The 15827-nt window shown below is 74.8% G+C and carries 11 protein-coding genes; 2 read left to right on the top strand and 9 right to left on the bottom strand.

The window, feature by feature from the left end; translation table 11 throughout:
* Positions 1-1334 (bottom strand): ATP-binding protein (locus ABZ449_RS39865; RefSeq protein ID WP_360356433.1); only part of this gene is annotated, 1334 nt, incomplete at its 3' end.
* A 537-nt stretch (positions 1335-1871) separates the two neighbouring features.
* On the opposite strand from ABZ449_RS39865, the gene ABZ449_RS39860 reads away from it, so the two are divergent.
* The gene (locus tag ABZ449_RS39860; protein WP_360356432.1) at positions 1872-2102 is read left to right on the top strand and encodes a hypothetical protein; all 231 of its coding nucleotides are present in this window, start codon (positions 1872-1874) and stop codon (positions 2100-2102) included.
* A gap of 251 nt (positions 2103-2353) precedes the next feature.
* Here the strand turns inward: ABZ449_RS39860 and ABZ449_RS39855 are convergent, their stop codons facing one another.
* The 8 genes from ABZ449_RS39855 to ABZ449_RS39820 form a co-directional block, all read right to left on the bottom strand.
* On the bottom strand, positions 2354-3310 hold the full coding sequence (locus ABZ449_RS39855) for a serine protease (RefSeq protein ID WP_360356430.1): 957 nt from the start codon (positions 3308-3310) through the stop codon (positions 2354-2356).
* A gap of 196 nt (positions 3311-3506) precedes the next feature.
* A complete protein-coding gene (locus ABZ449_RS39850) occupies positions 3507-5153 on the bottom strand; it encodes an RNA polymerase sigma factor (RefSeq protein ID WP_360356427.1) in 1647 nt (548 codons plus the stop codon).
* A 592-nt stretch (positions 5154-5745) separates the two neighbouring features.
* Positions 5746-6678: a FadR/GntR family transcriptional regulator gene (locus tag ABZ449_RS39845; protein WP_360356424.1), complete on the bottom strand. Its 933-nt coding sequence runs from the start codon at positions 6676-6678 to the stop codon at positions 5746-5748.
* A 240-nt stretch (positions 6679-6918) separates the two neighbouring features.
* Positions 6919-7824 carry a hypothetical protein gene (locus ABZ449_RS39840; protein WP_360356421.1) on the bottom strand — a complete coding sequence of 302 codons (906 nt, stop codon included), beginning with the start codon at positions 7822-7824 and terminating at the stop codon, positions 6919-6921.
* 3 nt (positions 7825-7827) lie between these two features.
* Positions 7828-9456: an ATP-binding cassette domain-containing protein gene (locus ABZ449_RS39835; protein ID WP_360356419.1), complete on the bottom strand. Its 1629-nt coding sequence runs from the start codon at positions 9454-9456 to the stop codon at positions 7828-7830.
* A gap of 340 nt (positions 9457-9796) precedes the next feature.
* Positions 9797-10075: a hypothetical protein gene (locus tag ABZ449_RS39830; RefSeq protein WP_360356417.1), complete on the bottom strand. Its 279-nt coding sequence runs from the start codon at positions 10073-10075 to the stop codon at positions 9797-9799.
* 392 nt (positions 10076-10467) lie between these two features.
* On the bottom strand, positions 10468-11226 hold the full coding sequence (locus ABZ449_RS39825; RefSeq protein ID WP_360356414.1) for an NUDIX domain-containing protein: 759 nt from the start codon (positions 11224-11226) through the stop codon (positions 10468-10470).
* A gap of 182 nt (positions 11227-11408) precedes the next feature.
* Positions 11409-13535: a glycogen debranching N-terminal domain-containing protein gene (locus ABZ449_RS39820; protein WP_360356435.1), complete on the bottom strand. Its 2127-nt coding sequence runs from the start codon at positions 13533-13535 to the stop codon at positions 11409-11411.
* Between the two features lie 757 nt (positions 13536-14292).
* On the opposite strand from ABZ449_RS39820, the gene ABZ449_RS39815 reads away from it, so the two are divergent.
* Positions 14293-15606, top strand: a complete 1314-nt coding sequence (locus tag ABZ449_RS39815) for an alpha/beta fold hydrolase (RefSeq protein WP_360356411.1) — start codon at positions 14293-14295, stop codon at positions 15604-15606.
* Positions 15607-15827: the final 221 nt, after the last annotated feature.

The raw sequence follows: 15827 nt of genomic DNA, 5'->3' as shown, positions 1-15827 counted from the left end.
TGCCGGGCGGCGACCCGGGTGCGGGCGGCCGCGACGACCTTGTCCAGCACGGCCCGGGCCTGGAGCTTCTGGTCCTTCTTGGCCGAGGTGAGGAAGGCCTTGAGCTCCTTGGCGACGACGGCGGCGACGATCCGGTTGGCCGCCGAGGTGCCGAGCACCTCCTTGGTCTGGCCCTCGAACTGCGGCTCGGCGAGCCGGACGGTGACCACCGCGGTGAGGCCCTCGGTGGCGTCGTCCTTGGTGATGTCGTCCTCGGCGACGCGCAGCAGCTTGCTCGCGCGCAGCGCCTCGTTGACCGTCTTGGCCAGCGAGCGCTCGAAGCCGGTGATGTGGGTGCCGCCCTTGGGGGTGGCGATGATGTTGACGAAGGAGCGCAGGGTGGTGTCGTAGCCGGCGCCCCAGCGCAGCGCGATGTCCACGCCGAGGTGGCGGGTGACCTCGGTGGGGGTCATGTGGCCGAGGTCGTCCAGGACCGGCACGGTCTCCTTGAAGGTGCCCTCGCCGCGCAGCCGCAGCACGTCGCAGACCGGCTTGTCGGGGGCCAGGAACTCGCAGAACTCGGCGATGCCGCCGTCGTAGCGGAAGACCGACTCGTCGACCTGCTCGCTCTCGGTGAGCCGCTCGTCACGCACCACGATGGTCAGGCCGGGCACCAGGAAGGCGGTCTGCCGGGCGCGGCTGTGCAGCGTCTCCAGGGAGAGCTTGGCGTCCTTGAGGAAGATCTGCCGGTCGGCCCAGTAACGGATCCGGGTGCCGGTGCGGGTCTTCGGCACCTTGCGGGTCCTGGTCAGGCCGTTGCCGGGCTCGAAGGGCGCGTCCGGGCTGGTCTCGGTGAAGAGGCCGGGGGTGCCGCGGCGGAAGCTGATCGCGTGGGTGTGCCCGCCGCGGTCGACCTCGACGTCGAGGCGGGCGGAGAGCGCGTTGACGACCGAGGCGCCGACGCCGTGCAGACCGCCGGAGGCCGCGTAGGAGCCGCCGCCGAACTTGCCGCCGGCGTGCAGCTTGGTCATCACGACCTCGACGCCGGACAGCCCCGTCTTGGGCTCGACGTCGACCGGGATGCCGCGCCCGTTGTCCCGGACCTCGACCGAGGAGTCGGGGTGCAGCACGACGTCGATGCGGTCGCAGTAGCCGCCCAGCGCCTCGTCGACGGAGTTGTCGATGATCTCCCAGAGGCAGTGCATCAGGCCGCGGCTGTCGGTCGAGCCGATGTACATGCCGGGGCGCTTGCGGACGGCCTCCAGGCCCTCCAGGACGAGCAGGTGCCGCGCGGTGTAGTTGGAACCGTCGTCGCCGGCCAGCAGCGCGGACGGCACGGTCGTTTCGGCACTCACGCGGCACTCTCCTCGGTGAAGTTCTGTCTCATCGGTCACATCCGGACGCATCCGGACCAAACGCCAGTGCAGCACGCCGCACCGACATCCGTCGCCCTGCGTGCCCGACCGCCTGCGCCGGGTGCACAGCACGACGGGCCGGTCCCGCGCAGCTTGTACGCGCTGCGCGAACAAGCACCGCACCCGGGTACGGGCCCGGGGGCGCCATCTCCTCCCGGTACCACCGGTCCTGGCGGATCGTGGGGCCCGGCGCAGGCCCCGGAACTGCCGTTATGCAGGCTACCGGGGCCCGGGACGGGGCTTATGCTCCAACCCGGCAGAGGATTATGCTACGCGGACCTCGTACCCGATCCCGATCGGGCGTTCGAGCGACGGGCGGATCCCGGGATTCGGCACGCATGAACCACCGACGCCCGGGGCACGTCCTCATCAACACAGCAGAATCCTCAGAGAAGAAAAGCCACGAGCGGGAACGTTTTCGGCCTGGTTGGATGTTGACCCTGGTACGACAGCTCGTCGAGCTAGAGAAGAGGCGACGTGACTACTGTTCTGACCCCTGCGAGCCCGCTCACCGCGGCTGACCGCTGCGACCGCTGCGGCGCCCAGGCCTACCTGCGCGTCGTACTCGCCAGCGGCGGAGAGCTGCTCTTCTGCGCCCACCACGGCCGGAAGTTCGAGCCCGAGCTCAAGAAGATCGCCGTGGAGATACAGGACGAGAGCGGCCGTCTCACCACGACCACCGCCACGGCGTCCGACAACGAGCGCTGATCCCGGGCGCCACAACCAGCAGCCGGCGTCGAGCTGTGTCCGGTCGCGCACCGTGCGCCACCGGTGAGCCGGGCGACTGACCCCCTCGGGGGCCGGCCGCCCGGCTCTGCTGCACCCCGAGGCGCGTTTCCCGGCCCGGCGGCAGCTCGGCCACGGCGGCCGACGCGACGTCAGGAACCGGCGTCAGCACGTGATCGGGCAGACACCCACCGCGACGCGCGCGGCACCGGGCACGTCGCGTCCGCAGGCGTTCACAGGACCGAGCGCACCGCGTCCGCGACCGAGGACACCCTGGTGTAGACACCCGGGTGAGCCGCCTCGGCGCAGCCCGTCCCCCAGGACACCAGGCCCACCAGTCGGCCCTCGACGATCATCGGCCCACCGCTGTCGCCCTGGCAGGCGTCCTTGCCGCCCCGCTCCTCGCCCGCGCAGACCATGCCCCGGGCGTCGAACTTCCCGTCCTGCCCGCCCGGATACGCCTGCGCACACGCCCCGTCCGGCACGATCGGCACGGACACCCCGCGCAGCGTCGGCGAGTAGTCGCCCCGCCCGGTGGTGTCGCCCCAGCCGTACACCTGCGTCGTGGTCCCCGCCGCGTACGGCTCCGTCTCGCCCTGGCCGACCAACTGGACCACCGGCCGGGCGCCCTGGGACTCGGCCAGGGTGAGCACCGCGACGTCGTTCATGTTGGCGTCGAAGGAGTAGTCGGGGTGGATCCAGACCGACCGCACCGCCACCTCTCGGCCGGCCGTGCCACGCATGTCGTCCCGGCCGACGATCACCCTGAGACCCGGCCGTTCCACCCGGCCCTTGCCCTCGTCGTAGAAGCAGTGGGCGGCCGTGACCACCTTGGTCGGGGTGACCAGCGCGCCCCCGCAGAACTGGCCGGAACGGGCGCTGCCGAACTGCTGGCGGCTGGACAGCGCCACGATCCACGGGTGGTCCTCGGTGCTCGCCACGCTGCCGCCGACCACCCGGCGCTGCGCCTCGGCCGGCGCCGCGCCGCCGAGCGCGACCAGCGGGACGGGCACCGCGGCCAGCAGTGCCAGCGCGGCGGCCCTGCGGCGACGGCCCGCCCGGCCGGCGGCCGGATCGGCCGACTCGGCGAGGTCCGCCGGGGCCGACTCGGCACGCGCTGCCGGGTCGGCGAGGTCTGCCGGGAACGGGATGGGCGTCGGCAGGTCAGTGCGGTCCGGCTCGGTCGGCACCGTGACTCCAGGAGGCTCGGAAGCAGGCAACCGGCACAGCGTAGGTGACCGACTACACCGCGCGACCGCTTCCCGCCGCGCCGCCACCCGGACGAGCGACAACCACCACCCGGACGCTGACACGCCCGGGCCCGGACAGCCGCGAAGGCCCGGAGCCGTGCGGCTCCGGGCCTTCGCGTGGAACGACTGCCGTCGATCAGTCCAGGTAGTCGCGCAGCACCTGGGAGCGCGACGGGTGGCGCAGCTTCGACATGGTCTTCGACTCGATCTGGCGGATGCGCTCACGGGTGACCCCGTACACCTTGCCGATCTCGTCCAGCGTCTTCGGCTGGCCGTCGGTCAGGCCGAAGCGCATCGAGACCACGCCCGCCTCGCGCTCGGACAGGGTGTCCAGCACCGAGTGCAGCTGCTCCTGGAGCAGGGTGAAGGAGACCGCGTCGGCCGGGACGACCGCCTCGGAGTCCTCGATCAGGTCACCGAACTCGCTGTCGCCGTCCTCGCCCAGCGGGGTGTGCAGCGAGATCGGCTCGCGGCCGTACTTCTGGACCTCGATGACCTTCTCGGGGGTCATGTCGAGTTCCTTGGCCAGCTCCTCCGGGGTGGGCTCGCGGCCCAGGTCCTGGAGCATCTGGCGCTGGACGCGGGCCAGCTTGTTGATGACCTCGACCATGTGCACCGGGATGCGGATGGTGCGGGCCTGGTCGGCCATGGCGCGGGTGATCGCCTGGCGGATCCACCAGGTGGCGTAGGTCGAGAACTTGTAGCCCTTGGTGTAGTCGAACTTCTCGACCGCACGGATCAGACCGAGGTTGCCCTCCTGGATCAGGTCCAGGAAGAGCATGCCGCGACCGGTGTAGCGCTTGGCCAGCGAGACCACCAGACGGAGGTTGGCCTCCAGCAGGTGGTTCTTGGCCCGGCGGCCGTCCTCGGCGATGATCTCCAGCTCGCGCTTGAGCTTCGGGGCGAGCTTGTCGGCGGCCGAGAGCTTGTCCTCGGCGAACAGGCCGGCCTCGATGCGCTTGGCGAGCTCGACCTCCTGCTCGGCGTTGAGCAGCGGGACCTTGCCGATCTGCTTCAGGTAGTCCTTGACCGGGTCGGCGGTGGCGCCGGCGACGGCGACCTGCTGGGCCGGCGCGTCGTCCTCGTCGTCGTCGGAGAGGACGAAGCCCTCCGACTCCTCCTCCGGACCGGTGCCCTCGGCCTCGGCCTTGTCACCGGGCAGCGCGACGTCCTCGAGCAGCTCCTCGTCGCCGAGCAGCTCCTCGTCGCCCTTGCCGGCCTTGCCGGCGGCGGTCTTCTTGGCGGCGGCCTTCTTGGCCGGCGCGGCGGTCTTCTTGGCCGCGGCCTTCTTGGCCGGGGCGGCCTTCTTCGCGGCCGCCGCCCTCACCTCGGTGACGACGGTGGTCGTCTCCTCGGCGGTGATCTCGGCGGAGACGGTGGGAGCCGGGGCCGTGGCGGCGGCGACGGCCGGAGCCGCGACGGGGGCGCCGGGGGCGATCCGCACGGGCGGCTTGGTCGGGGCCGACGGGGCGGCCGGGGTCCGGGTGGTGACAGCCTTGGTGGCGGTGCGCTTGGTGGGGCTCTTGGCAGCAACGCTCTTGCGCTTGGCGCCGGCCGGTTCGGCCGCGCTGACCATGAGGTCCACGCCCTCCTCAATCAGCACCTGATTGAGGCTGCGCATGACGTTCTTCCACTTGGTGACCGGGATCTGGTCCGCCTCGAACGCCTGGCGCACGTCGTCACCGGCGATCTGCCCCTGGGCCTTGCCCCGCTCGATGAGCGCCAGCAGAGCCGCGGACTCGGCGATCTCGGGGGGAAGCGAACGGGATGTGCTGGCCGACACGAACAACCTCTCGGACGATGAGTGGACTCGAACCCGTACCGGCCGCCCGAGCGGGCGGGGAAGGAGATCGCGCATCGGACGCGCGGTGTCGATTCCGACCGACTCGGGCTTGAGGACTGGGTTTGCAGGACGGCAGCAGCGCCGCGGACCAACACAGCATTCTGACATGTTGGAGTATTCCGGAGCTGCTTCCGCTCAGGACACATCGCTGCTACTCGTCAAGTGTTACGCATGGCCTTCGTGTCGCGGGTCACACCAATCCGGCACCCGCGACCCGGGGCCGCTTCCATCATCGCGCACTCGCCGGACAAACTATTGTCATGGACAAGCCGATGGGTGGGGCGCACCTCTCCTCGGCCGCGTTCTCCGGGCCGGTTCTCCAGGCCTGCTCCTGAACCTGCTCCCGGACCTGCTCCCAGGCGCTCGCTTCGCCGGGGCGAGCGCCCCGCTCGGGCCGAACACCTCGGCCGGCGCTCGGCCTGGCCGGCCGACGGCGTGCGGAAGCCCCCCGGCTGCGCCGCGCGGTGCGGCCGGAGGGCTCGGCGGAGCGGGCCGCCACCGTCCGGCGCCTCCGCTCGTGAACACAGCCCGTTCAGTGCTCCCTGGGCGCGGGAACGGACGGCTCGATCTCGGGGTGGACGGTGAGCAGTGCCCGCATCGCGGCCTCGCCCGCGGTTCCGTCGCCGGCGCCCAGCGCGTCCACCAGCCGGGAGTGCAGGCCGACCGAGGACTCGGAGGGGCGCTCGCAGGAGATCGCCGGACCGCCCGAGACCTGCAGCGCGCACGCGACGATCCCGGACAGGTGCTCCAGCATCCGGTTCCCGGCCACCTGGAGGACCAGGCCGTGCAGCTCGGCGTCGGCCCGGGTGTAGGTGGAGAGGTCGGCCTGGGAGGCGGCGTGGCCCATGATCTCGACCAGCTCGACCAGGCGCTGCTGGACGTCCTCCCGGCCGTGACCGGCGGCGAGCCGGGCGGCCAGCGGCTCGATCGCCCAGCGGAGCTCGAACAGCTCCCGGCGCTGCTCGTCCCGCTGGGGACCGAAGGCGCGCCACTCGATGATGTCCGGGTCCAGCAGGTTCCAGTCGCCGACCGGACGGACCCGGGTGCCGACGTTCGGACGGGCGCTGACCAGGCCCTTGGCCTCCAGCACGCGCAGCGACTCGCGGACGACCGTCCGGGAGACCTCGAACCGCTGGCCGATCTCCTCGGGCACCAGCGGGCGGTCGGCACCGAGGTCGCCGGAGACGATCATCTGGCCGAGCTGCTGGACCAGCTGGCCGTGCAGACCGCGACCGCGGCTGCTGGTGGTCTTCCGGCCGACCCGGCCGATGTCGGACTCGGCGCCCTCCCAGCGGGGCGCCGGCGGGGTCGGCCGGTCGGCGTACGAGAAGCGGTCCAGGTCGCCGGGGCCGTGGATGGGCCCATCGGCGGAGCGGGCGGGGGTCATGGTGGGGTGCGCAAGGGTACTCACGCCTCCTTTGTCGGCGATCGGCAGGCGTGGCTTGAGAATTCTCGTGAAAAGCACACGAAAGGGTGATCGGCCGTGACTGGATAATTGACTTCTTATCAGGAAGAACCGCGCATTACGGTCACTGCTGGTCGATCTTGGAATTCCCGGGCGGGACCGTGCCCGCGAAGCCGCAGGCCGGCACCGCGCGGGCGGCTCGGCGTGCTGCGGTCCCGCACCGGCGGCCCCCTGCGAGAGGGCCGCTCAAGCGGCCCCGCGCAAGCGGGCCTGCGGCAAACGGCTCAGCGCGATGCGGCGCTACAGGGCGCGACGGCGGGCCTGGACCAGCAGGGCGGCGAGCAGCAGGAGCCCCGCGGGGGTCGCGACCGCGGCGAGCAGCGCCGGATCGGTCAGCGCCGCGCTCCCGGGCACCGCCTCCTGCGCACCGCCGTACACCCAGCCGTAGGCCCACTCGACCCCGGACTGGAACGGCAGCAGTTCGGCCGCCCGGGTCGGCCACGGCCGGCCGGTGTGGCGCAGCAGCAGGGCGACTCCGGATTCCAGCAGCGGCGGCAGCGCGCACAGCAGCAGCGTCCCGGCCGCGGCGCTGCGGGTCAGGGAAGCGGTCAGCACCCCGGTCCAGCCCGCCACCACGGTGAGCAGGACGAAGGCCAGCAGTGCGGCGGGCACCCCCTGACCGGCCACCAGGCCGAGCGGCGCGAACACGCCCGGCAGGTCGGACAGTCCGGACGCCCCGGCGCCGGTCAGCGCCTCGAAGGCCCGGTCCGACAGTGCGGACGGGTCCGCCGAGGCCGCCACCGTGGCACCCTCCGGCAACGCGAGGTGCACGGCCAGCGCGTCGAACAGCAAGGTCGCCGACGCCAGCAGCGCCGCCACCGGGCCGATCACCACCAGCTTGGCCAGCAGCAGCCGCACCCGGCGCGAGTACGAGACCTGCGAGGCCGGCAGCCCCGGGTGGCGCACCTCGTGCCCGTACGAGAGCGCGCCCAGCACCCCGGCGCCGAGGGCGGCGAAGGGCAGCGGGATCAGCGGGACGGCCGCGGTCAGCAGCCGTACCCCGGCCGGGGCCGTCAGCGGGCCGTCCGGGGTCTGGTCCGCCAGGACGGCGGCCACGACGGCGTCGCCGAGCAGGACGGCGGCGAGCAGCAGCCAGGTGGAACGCAGGCCGCGCAGGCGGCGCAGCTCGTAGGCCAGGACACGCACGGTTCACTCGCTCCGGTGGTCGTCGGGGGTGGCGGGGATGGCGGGGGCTGCGGATGTGGCGGGAGTGGCCGGGGTGGCTCGGGTGGCCGGGGTGGCTCGGGTGGCCGGGGTGGCTCGGGTGACGGGGCTCTGAGTGACGGCCCGGACGGCGGTCGCGCCCGAGGCGGGACGACGGAGGCGCACGGTGTCGTCGGTGAGCAGGTCGTCGGCGCTGGCCCGGCGGCCGGGACGCCTGATCCAGGCGGGCACCAGCGGCGGAGCCGGGACCGGGGCCGGGTCGTCGCGGAAGAGCCGGTCGACGGCGACCGTGGGGGCGGGTTCGGCGTCGTCGGCCCCCGTCTCCACGGACGGCTCGGGGCGGCGACGGGACGGCTCGGGGCGACGGCCGGCCGAGCCGAGGACGGGGAGCGCGGCGGCCGGGAGGGCGGCCGCGACGGCCACGGCGGGCAGGGCACGGGCGGGCAGGGAACCGTCCGCCCGGGGGCGGCTCGGGGCGCGGCGCTTCGGGGTGGCGGCGCCGTCGGGAGCGGCGGCGGCCGGTCCCACCGGGTCCTGGGTCGTCGCCGGCGCGGCCGGGGAGGTGGCGGCTTCGCCCGGGGCGGGCTCGGCGGCCGGTTCGGGGAGCCGCCGGGCGGCCGGCTTCGGGCTCGGCTCCTCAGCCGAGCGCCGGGTCGACTCCTGGCTCGGGTCGGCCTCGGACTCCGGCTGGAGGCGGAGGTGACCGGAGCGGCCCACGCCGGCCGACAGGACGACCCGCGGCACCGGCTGCTCGACCACCCGGTCGGCCAGTTCGTGCAACAGGATCCCGTGGCGGTAGGCGAGTTCGCCGATCTCGGTACGGTCGACGCCGGCCACCGAGAGACCGACGCTGCCGTCCCGGCGGACGTCCGCCCCCTGACTGACCAGCAGATCGGCCAGTCGCGCCATCTGCGGCCCCCGGACGGCCACTTCGGGCCTGAGCCTGGTCCGCCGGAACTCCGCGACCGACTGGTCGGCCACCATCCGGCCGCCGTCCAGGGTGACCACCCGGTCCGCGAGCTGGGAGGCCTCCTGCGGGCTGCGCGTGGTCACCAGGACCGTTCCGCCGGCGGCACCGAAGGAACGGAGGAAGGAGTGGAACCACTCGACGTTGCGCAGTGACAGGCCGTCGGCGGGCCCGTCCAGCAGCAGCGCACCGGGGTCGCCGAGCAGGGCGGTGGCCAGGGCCAGGCGGCGGTGCATGCCGGGCGAGAAGGTGCGCAGCCGTTGCCCGGCCACGGCGGCCAGCCTGGTCTGCTCCAGCAGTTCGTCGGCCCGCCGGACCGGGACGCCGACGGCCGCGGCGAGCATCCGCAGGTGGCTGCGCGCCCTGCGGCCCGGGTGTCCGGCCATCGCGGCCTCCCCGGTGCCGGCCAGCAGCACCCCGACCTCGCGCTCGGGGTGGCGCAGCCGGCGGTAGGAGCGGCCGCCGAAGAGTGTGACGCCCTGGCCCCGTTCGAGTTCGAGCATCAGCCGCAGCGCGGTGGACTTGCCCGCCCCCTCGGCGCCGAGCAGCGCGGTCACCGTGCCGGGCCGGGCGTCGAAGGTCAGATCGAGCACCACGGGCGGGGCGCCCTTGCGGTAGACCTTGGTCAGTCCGGTGATCTGGATCATCGCTGGCTGCTCCCATGCGCTCGGCCGACCTGCGCGGCACGGAGCGCCCCTGAGGGGCGGGCCTGCACCCGCGTGGCTCCGCGCCAGCACATTAGGGGGCGACGGCGGCTATTCCGGGCATTGCGGGAACGGCACGGGCCCACCGACTGCCCACCTCACCCGATCAGGGGACAATCCGATCCTGCGATTCACGAGCCGCCGGTCCGGGGCTCGGGCTCGGACTGCTCCGAGTGGCTTCGGAAGCGTCGACGGCTTCGGTGGTTCGGGGAGCTTGAGGCGTCCGGGGCTCGAGTGGCTCCGGCCGGGCGGAGCGCGGTTCCCGGCGACGGGGGTGCGGCTGCTAGCGAGGCGGCCAGGGCGGGGGCGCGAGCCGCTCGTCGCCGCACACCGCCTGGAACTCGTCGACTGTGGCCTGGCCCTCGACCGTGATCTCGCCCAGCCGCTCCCGCTCGGCGGCCAGCCGTTCCTCCACGGCCGCGATCGCCTCGGGCGCCGCCTGCTCGGCCCGCAGTGCGGCCAGCTCCTGCTCCGTGGCCGTGGTGGTCTCGTCGAGGCTCCGGTAGTCCGCCGCCAGCGCCTCGATGAGGGTCCGCTGGGCGGCGCAGTCCTCGATGGCCATCGCGGGGCTCCCTGGGCCGGCCGGCCTCCGGCCCGGCGGCCGGAGCGTCCACCGACACTCTGCGCCGTCGCCCCGGGCCCGCAGCCAGGCCAGGCCATTCGGCTGCCTCGGGCGTCTCCGACCGTGTCGCCTCGGATCACCGGGCACCGCGTCGGGGTCCGCACATCGCAGGACGGAGGCGTTGGGGCGCCTCCGGGCCGCCAGGCTGGGGACCGTGGGCAGCCGGTGAGAACGCGGCGAGGTGCGCTTGCGCCCCGGGGCCATCTGCCGACCGAAGGGTGGTCGACGGCTGGGGCGTGTCGCGCGCCCCGCGGGAGCCGCCGGACACGCTCTGGCCGGAGGCCTCGCCGCGAGGGGACCGTCCGGGTGGGCCGGGCCCGGGCCGGCCGGGCTCAGGACTCCGGGCGGAGCATGGGCGGGTTGAGGACGGTCGCACCGCCGGCGGTGAACAGCTGGGCCGGACGGCCGCCCTGACGCGTCGTCGTGCCGCCCGATGGCAGCAGGAAGCCGGGGGTGCCGGTGACCTTGCGGTGGAAGTTCCGCGGGTCCAGTACCACGCCCCAGACCGCCTCGTAGACCCGGCGCAGCTCGCCGACGGTGAACTCGGTCGGGCAGAAGGCGGTGGCGAGGGAGGAGTACTCGATCTTGGAACGGGCGCGCTCCACACCGTCGGCGAGGATCAGGCCGTGGTCGAAGGCGAGCGGGACACCGTCGGCCGGGTTCTCTCCGAGGAGCTCGCCGACCGGGGCCCAGCGGGCGCTGCTGGCGTCGCCGCCGGCCCGGGGCGTGGGCAGGTCGGGGGCCAGCACCAGGTAGGCGACGCTGACCACGCGCATCCGGGGGTCGCGCTGCGGGTGACCGTAGGTGGCGAGCTGCTCCAGGTGGGCACCGGTCGCGCCGGGGCCGACCGCCTCGTGGCCGGGGGCGGTGTGGGCGCGCAGGCCGGTTTCCTCGGCCAGCTCGCGGGAGGCGGCCTCGGCCAGGCCCTCGTCCGGGCGGACGAAGCCGCCGGGCAGCGCCCAGTACCCCTGGAACGGCGGCTCGCCGCGTCTGACCAGCAGGGCGCAGAGCGAGTGGTCGCGCACCGTCAGCACCACCAGGTCAACCGTGACAGCGAACGGGGGGAAGGCCGACGGATCGTAACGCGACATGGCGACGATCATAGTCGTCTCTCTGACGATAAGCACAGGCCCTTGCGGGGAACCCGCGGGGCCGAGGCCCCCGTCCGGCCCGGCTCGGCACGCGTCCCGTCCGCGCGGGGCCGGGAACCGGCAGGCTCGGGATCGGTGACTCGGTGTGACCGCCGCCGGGGGCGCGAGCCCCCGGCGGCGGCTCAGTGGGCGACGAGTTGCAGGTCCGCCGACGCCTCCTCCACCATCGCCACGCCGATCCGGCTCACCCGGACGGAGAAGGGCTCGCCCGCCACCCGCAGACCGGTCAGCTCCAGCTCGCCCAGGGGTGCGGTGCTGGCCGGGCGGACCAGCACCCGGCCGCCCGGGACATCGGGCCGGACCCCGGCGAGGGCGAACACCGCGTGCACGGCAGCGGCTGCGGAGACCGCCGCCGGACGGCAAGCGGCCGGGTGCGGCACCGGCGGGCAGCCGAGGGTGCGCTGCTCCCCCGCGTACATCTCCGGCAGCCGCCCCTCGAAGTGGGCGCTCGCGGCGAGCAGGCCCTCCAGCAGGGTGCCGGCCTCGTTCTCGTGACCGGCCTCGGCCAGTCCGGCGATCGCCAGCGCCGTCTCGTGGACCCGCACCGCACCGCCACGGTGGCCCAGCGGGTTGAAGCGGGGGGACTTGGCGCTCAGGGTGCGCAGGCCCCAGCCGCTGTCCAGCTCCGGCGCGACCAGCCGCTGGGCGAGCAGCCGGGTCTGCTCGCGGTCCAGCAGGCTCTCGGACCGGCCGCCGTCGACGGCGAGCCCGGTGTCCAGCAGGTGCACCAGGGAGGAGGCGAGGGCGGGCAACGGCTGGCCGCCCGGGGCCAGTCCGGCCGCGGGACGGCCGCCGGACAGGTCGTCGATCCAGAACCGCTCGCGGAAGCGCCCGCGCAGCGCGGCGGCCCAGTCGCGCCAGTCCTCGGCGCCCGGCCTGCCGAAGGCCTCCAGCAGCTCGGCCCCGTGCAGGGCGGCGCGGTGGGCCTGCGCCTGGACTTCGGCGCGGGCGGCGGCCGGGTGGGCGGAGCGTTCCTCCACCGGTCGGCTCAGATCGGTGACGAAGCCGTCGACCAGGCCCTCGCGCAGGGCGGCCAGGGCCCGCTCGGCGGCCGGGAGCAGCTCCGCCACCTCCGCCGGGGGCAGGCCCCAGCGCCAGGCCTCGGCCAGCACCGTGACGAACAGCAGGGTGGCCTCGGTGGCGGCGCAGGTGGGCGGCAGCTCGGGACCGCCGTGGCGCAGGGCGCCGGGCAGCAGGCCCTCGGTGCGACCCGGGGCGGGGGCGAGCTGCTGACGACGGGCCAGCGCCCGGAGGGTGCCGGCCGCCAGTCGGGTGCCGAGCGGCAGGGTCAGCCGGGCCGCCCAGAGCGCGTCGGCCGGGGCGAGGCCGAAGCGCCAGGGCGCACCGGACGCCGGGTAGAGGTCGGTCAGGCGGTCCGGGTCGGCGAACAGCAGCCCGCCGAGGGCGTCCAGCGAGCGGGAGACCAGCAGGGCCGCCCGGGTGTCGTCGCTGCGGACCTCCGGCTCGGACCAGGGCAGCGGGACGCCGGTGCCGCGGCCGCCCGGCGGGCGCGGACCGCCGACGGCGCTCTCCAGCTCGGTGTGCAGCTCGACCGACCAGCGGGCACCGGGCTGGACCTCGAGGTCCCAGCGCAGCACACCGGCGCCGGCCAGGACCGCGTGCGGGGAGGGTTGGGCGCTCACGACGGCGCTGTGCACCGGCCCCGTCCAGCGCAGCCCGGCGGAATGCACCTGGCCCGGCAGGTCGGGCTGGCGGTGCCCGGCGGCGATCTCGGCAACCGGGCCGAGGTCCGTGCCGAGGGCTATCTCCAGCGGCAGCCGGGCGTGCCGCGGACCGGTGTTGCGCACGACCACGGTCTCCACGCCGTCCGCGTGCCGCAGCCGTTCGACGGTGAGCGCCGGGTCCGGGTCGGGGTCGCCGGGGAGGCGGACGGCGCCGAGGAAGCGGGCCTGGGCGGTGCTGGTCAGGGTGCCCTGGAGCGGCAGCGGCTCCATGCCGCCCAGCCGCAGCTCCATCCTGGCGAGCACCCGGACGCCGTTGCGGTAGAAGCCGTGCAGGCCCTGGCCGCGCAGCTGACCGTCGGGGCCGGAGGCGGCCATCGCCGGGGCGTTGACGCAGATCACCGCGTGGTGGACGGCGGGCGGCTGCGGGCGCGGCGGGGCCGCCGGTCGGCCTGGGCCGACCGGTGCGCCCCCGGGCCCGGCCACCGGGGCCTGGTCGGGGCGGCCCACCGGCCTGGACGGCGCGCCCACCACGCTCTCGGCCGGCATGGCCTGTGGTGGCCTCATGGCGGTCACCGGACTCTCCTCCCCTCGGCGGTCCGGTGGCCGGGTCAGGCCGGTGGGCCGCGAGCCTGCTCGATCGCGTGCTGATGGTGCCGGGCCGACGGGGATGTCCCGTCGGCGGATGTGCCGTGTCTGGCCGTACCCGGCGGCGGGTCGTGCCATGCGGTGCTCGGTACCGGGTGGGTACCGGCGCGCCGCGCCTTCGTTCCGGGGCCCGTCACCGGGCCCGGCATGCCGTCAGGTCCGACGCTCCGGCCTGCCGGTGACGCCCTCCCCCGCAGCCCGCGCCCTGCGATCCGTCCGGCCCCGTGGTGGCGACCGGTCGTGGCGCCGCGCACGGTCACCGCCCCCTGCCAGTGCCCGAGCGGCCGGGCCGCACCGCCCGGCGATCGGGCCACCCGGAGCGGGCGCAGGCCCCCGAGGTCAACGCCGCGCACCGCCGCCAGGTCACGCCCCAGCGCTGCGCCGCTGGTCAGGGCGGCCCCGTTCGGCGGTCGTACCACTTCGTCGGATCATCACCAGGGCCTCGCCACGGGCGCGTCACCGTCCGCGTCCGGGGCCTGCACCCGTCCTCCGGGCCGCCGCCGGGACCGGCTCGGGCCGGGCGCCGACCGGGCTGTGCCTTCCTGCCGGACGGGCAGGGCGGGCGAACCGGTGCTCGACCGCCGCCAGGATACGGTGCGGGGGTCGCGGCCCCCGCACCCGGTTTCCCCGTGAACCGCGACGCCATCGCTGTGACCAGCAGAGACCGAGGAGTTGCATGTCCACCATCAGCCGGCTGCCCGGGATTGTCACGACCGACCACCTGTTCCAGCTGCCGCTCGACCACGCCGCCCCGCGGGGCGAGCAGATCGAGGTGTACGCCCGCGAGGTGGTGGCCGCAGGCCGCGAGCGGGACGACCTGCCCTGGCTGGTCTTCCTCCAGGGCGGGCCCGGCGGCAAGGCCGCCCGCCCGCTCGGCCGCGACTCCTGGCTGGAGCGCGCCCTGGACGACTACCGGGTGCTGCTGCTCGACCAGCGCGGCACCGGGCGGTCCACCCCCGCGACCCGGCAGACCCTCGCCCGGCGCGGCGGCCCGCAGGAGCAGGCGGACTACCTGGCCCACTTTCGCGCGGACTCGATCGTCCGGGACGCCGAGCTGATCCGCGAGCGGCTGCTCGGCGCCGACAGGCGCTGGAGCGTGCTCGGCCAGAGCTTCGGCGGTTTCTGCACCCTCACCTACCTCTCCATCGCGTCCGAGGGCCTGACCGAGGCCTTCATCACCGGGGGCCTCGCCGGCCTGGGCAGCTCGGCCGACGACGTCTACCGCGCCGCGTACCCGCGGGTGGTCCACAAGAACGAGGAGCACTACACCCGGTTCCCGCAGGACGTCCAGGCGGTGCGCCGGATCGCGGCCCACCTCGCCGACTCCCCCGCCACCCTGCCGGACGGCGGGCTGCTCACCGTCGAGGCCTTCCAGGCACTCGGCCTGCTCCTCGGCGGCGGCAGCGGCTCCGGCACGCTCCACTACCTGCTGGAGGAGGCCTGGGTGGAGGGCGCGGCCGGGCCCGAGCTCTCCGACACCTTCCTGGCCGGCGCCCAGGCCCAGCTCTCCTTCGCGGGCGGTCCGCTGTACGCGGTGCTGCACGAGTCGATCTACGGCCAGCGGTCGGTGGACCAGGGCGGCACCGCCTGGGCGGCCGAGCGGGTCCGCAAGGAGTTCCCGCAGTTCGACGCCCGGGCCGCGCTGGAGTCCGACGCGCCGGTGCTGTTCACCGGGGAGATGATCTACCCCTGGATGTTCGACACCGACACGGCGCTGCGTCCGCTGAAGGAGACCGCGGACCTGCTCGCCGCCCGGACCGACTGGCCCGACCTGTACGACCGGGCGCGGCTGGCCGCCAACACCGTGCCGGTCGTGGCGGCCGTGTACCACGACGACATGTACGTGGACACCGCCGACTCGCTGGAGACCGCCCGCGCGGTGCGCGGCCTGCGGACCTGGATCACCAACGAGTGGGAGCACGACGGCCTTCGGGTGGGCGGCGGCAAGGTGCTGGACCGCCTGATCAGGATGGCGCACGGCGAGGCGTAGCGGCCCTCGGGCCGGCGCCTCCACGCGCAGGGGCTCAGTGCGCACGGTGCCCTCCTCTCCCCGCCCGCCGGATGCCCCGGCAGCGGTGGAGGCCGGTCCGGGCCGCGGCGGGCGCGCACGCGGCGGCCCGGCCGAGCCGCAGGCCCCGGGCGGACCTCTCTCCGGCCGCCCGGGTGTGCCCGGGCGGCGTGACCCGTCCGGGCGCCGGCCGTCGGCTCCGG

Origin of the sequence: Kitasatospora sp. NPDC005856 (assembly GCF_040629945.1) — a bacterium.
Taxonomy (GTDB): domain Bacteria; phylum Actinomycetota; class Actinomycetes; order Streptomycetales; family Streptomycetaceae; genus Kitasatospora.
This window is presented reverse-complemented; position numbering and strand designations above follow the sequence as displayed.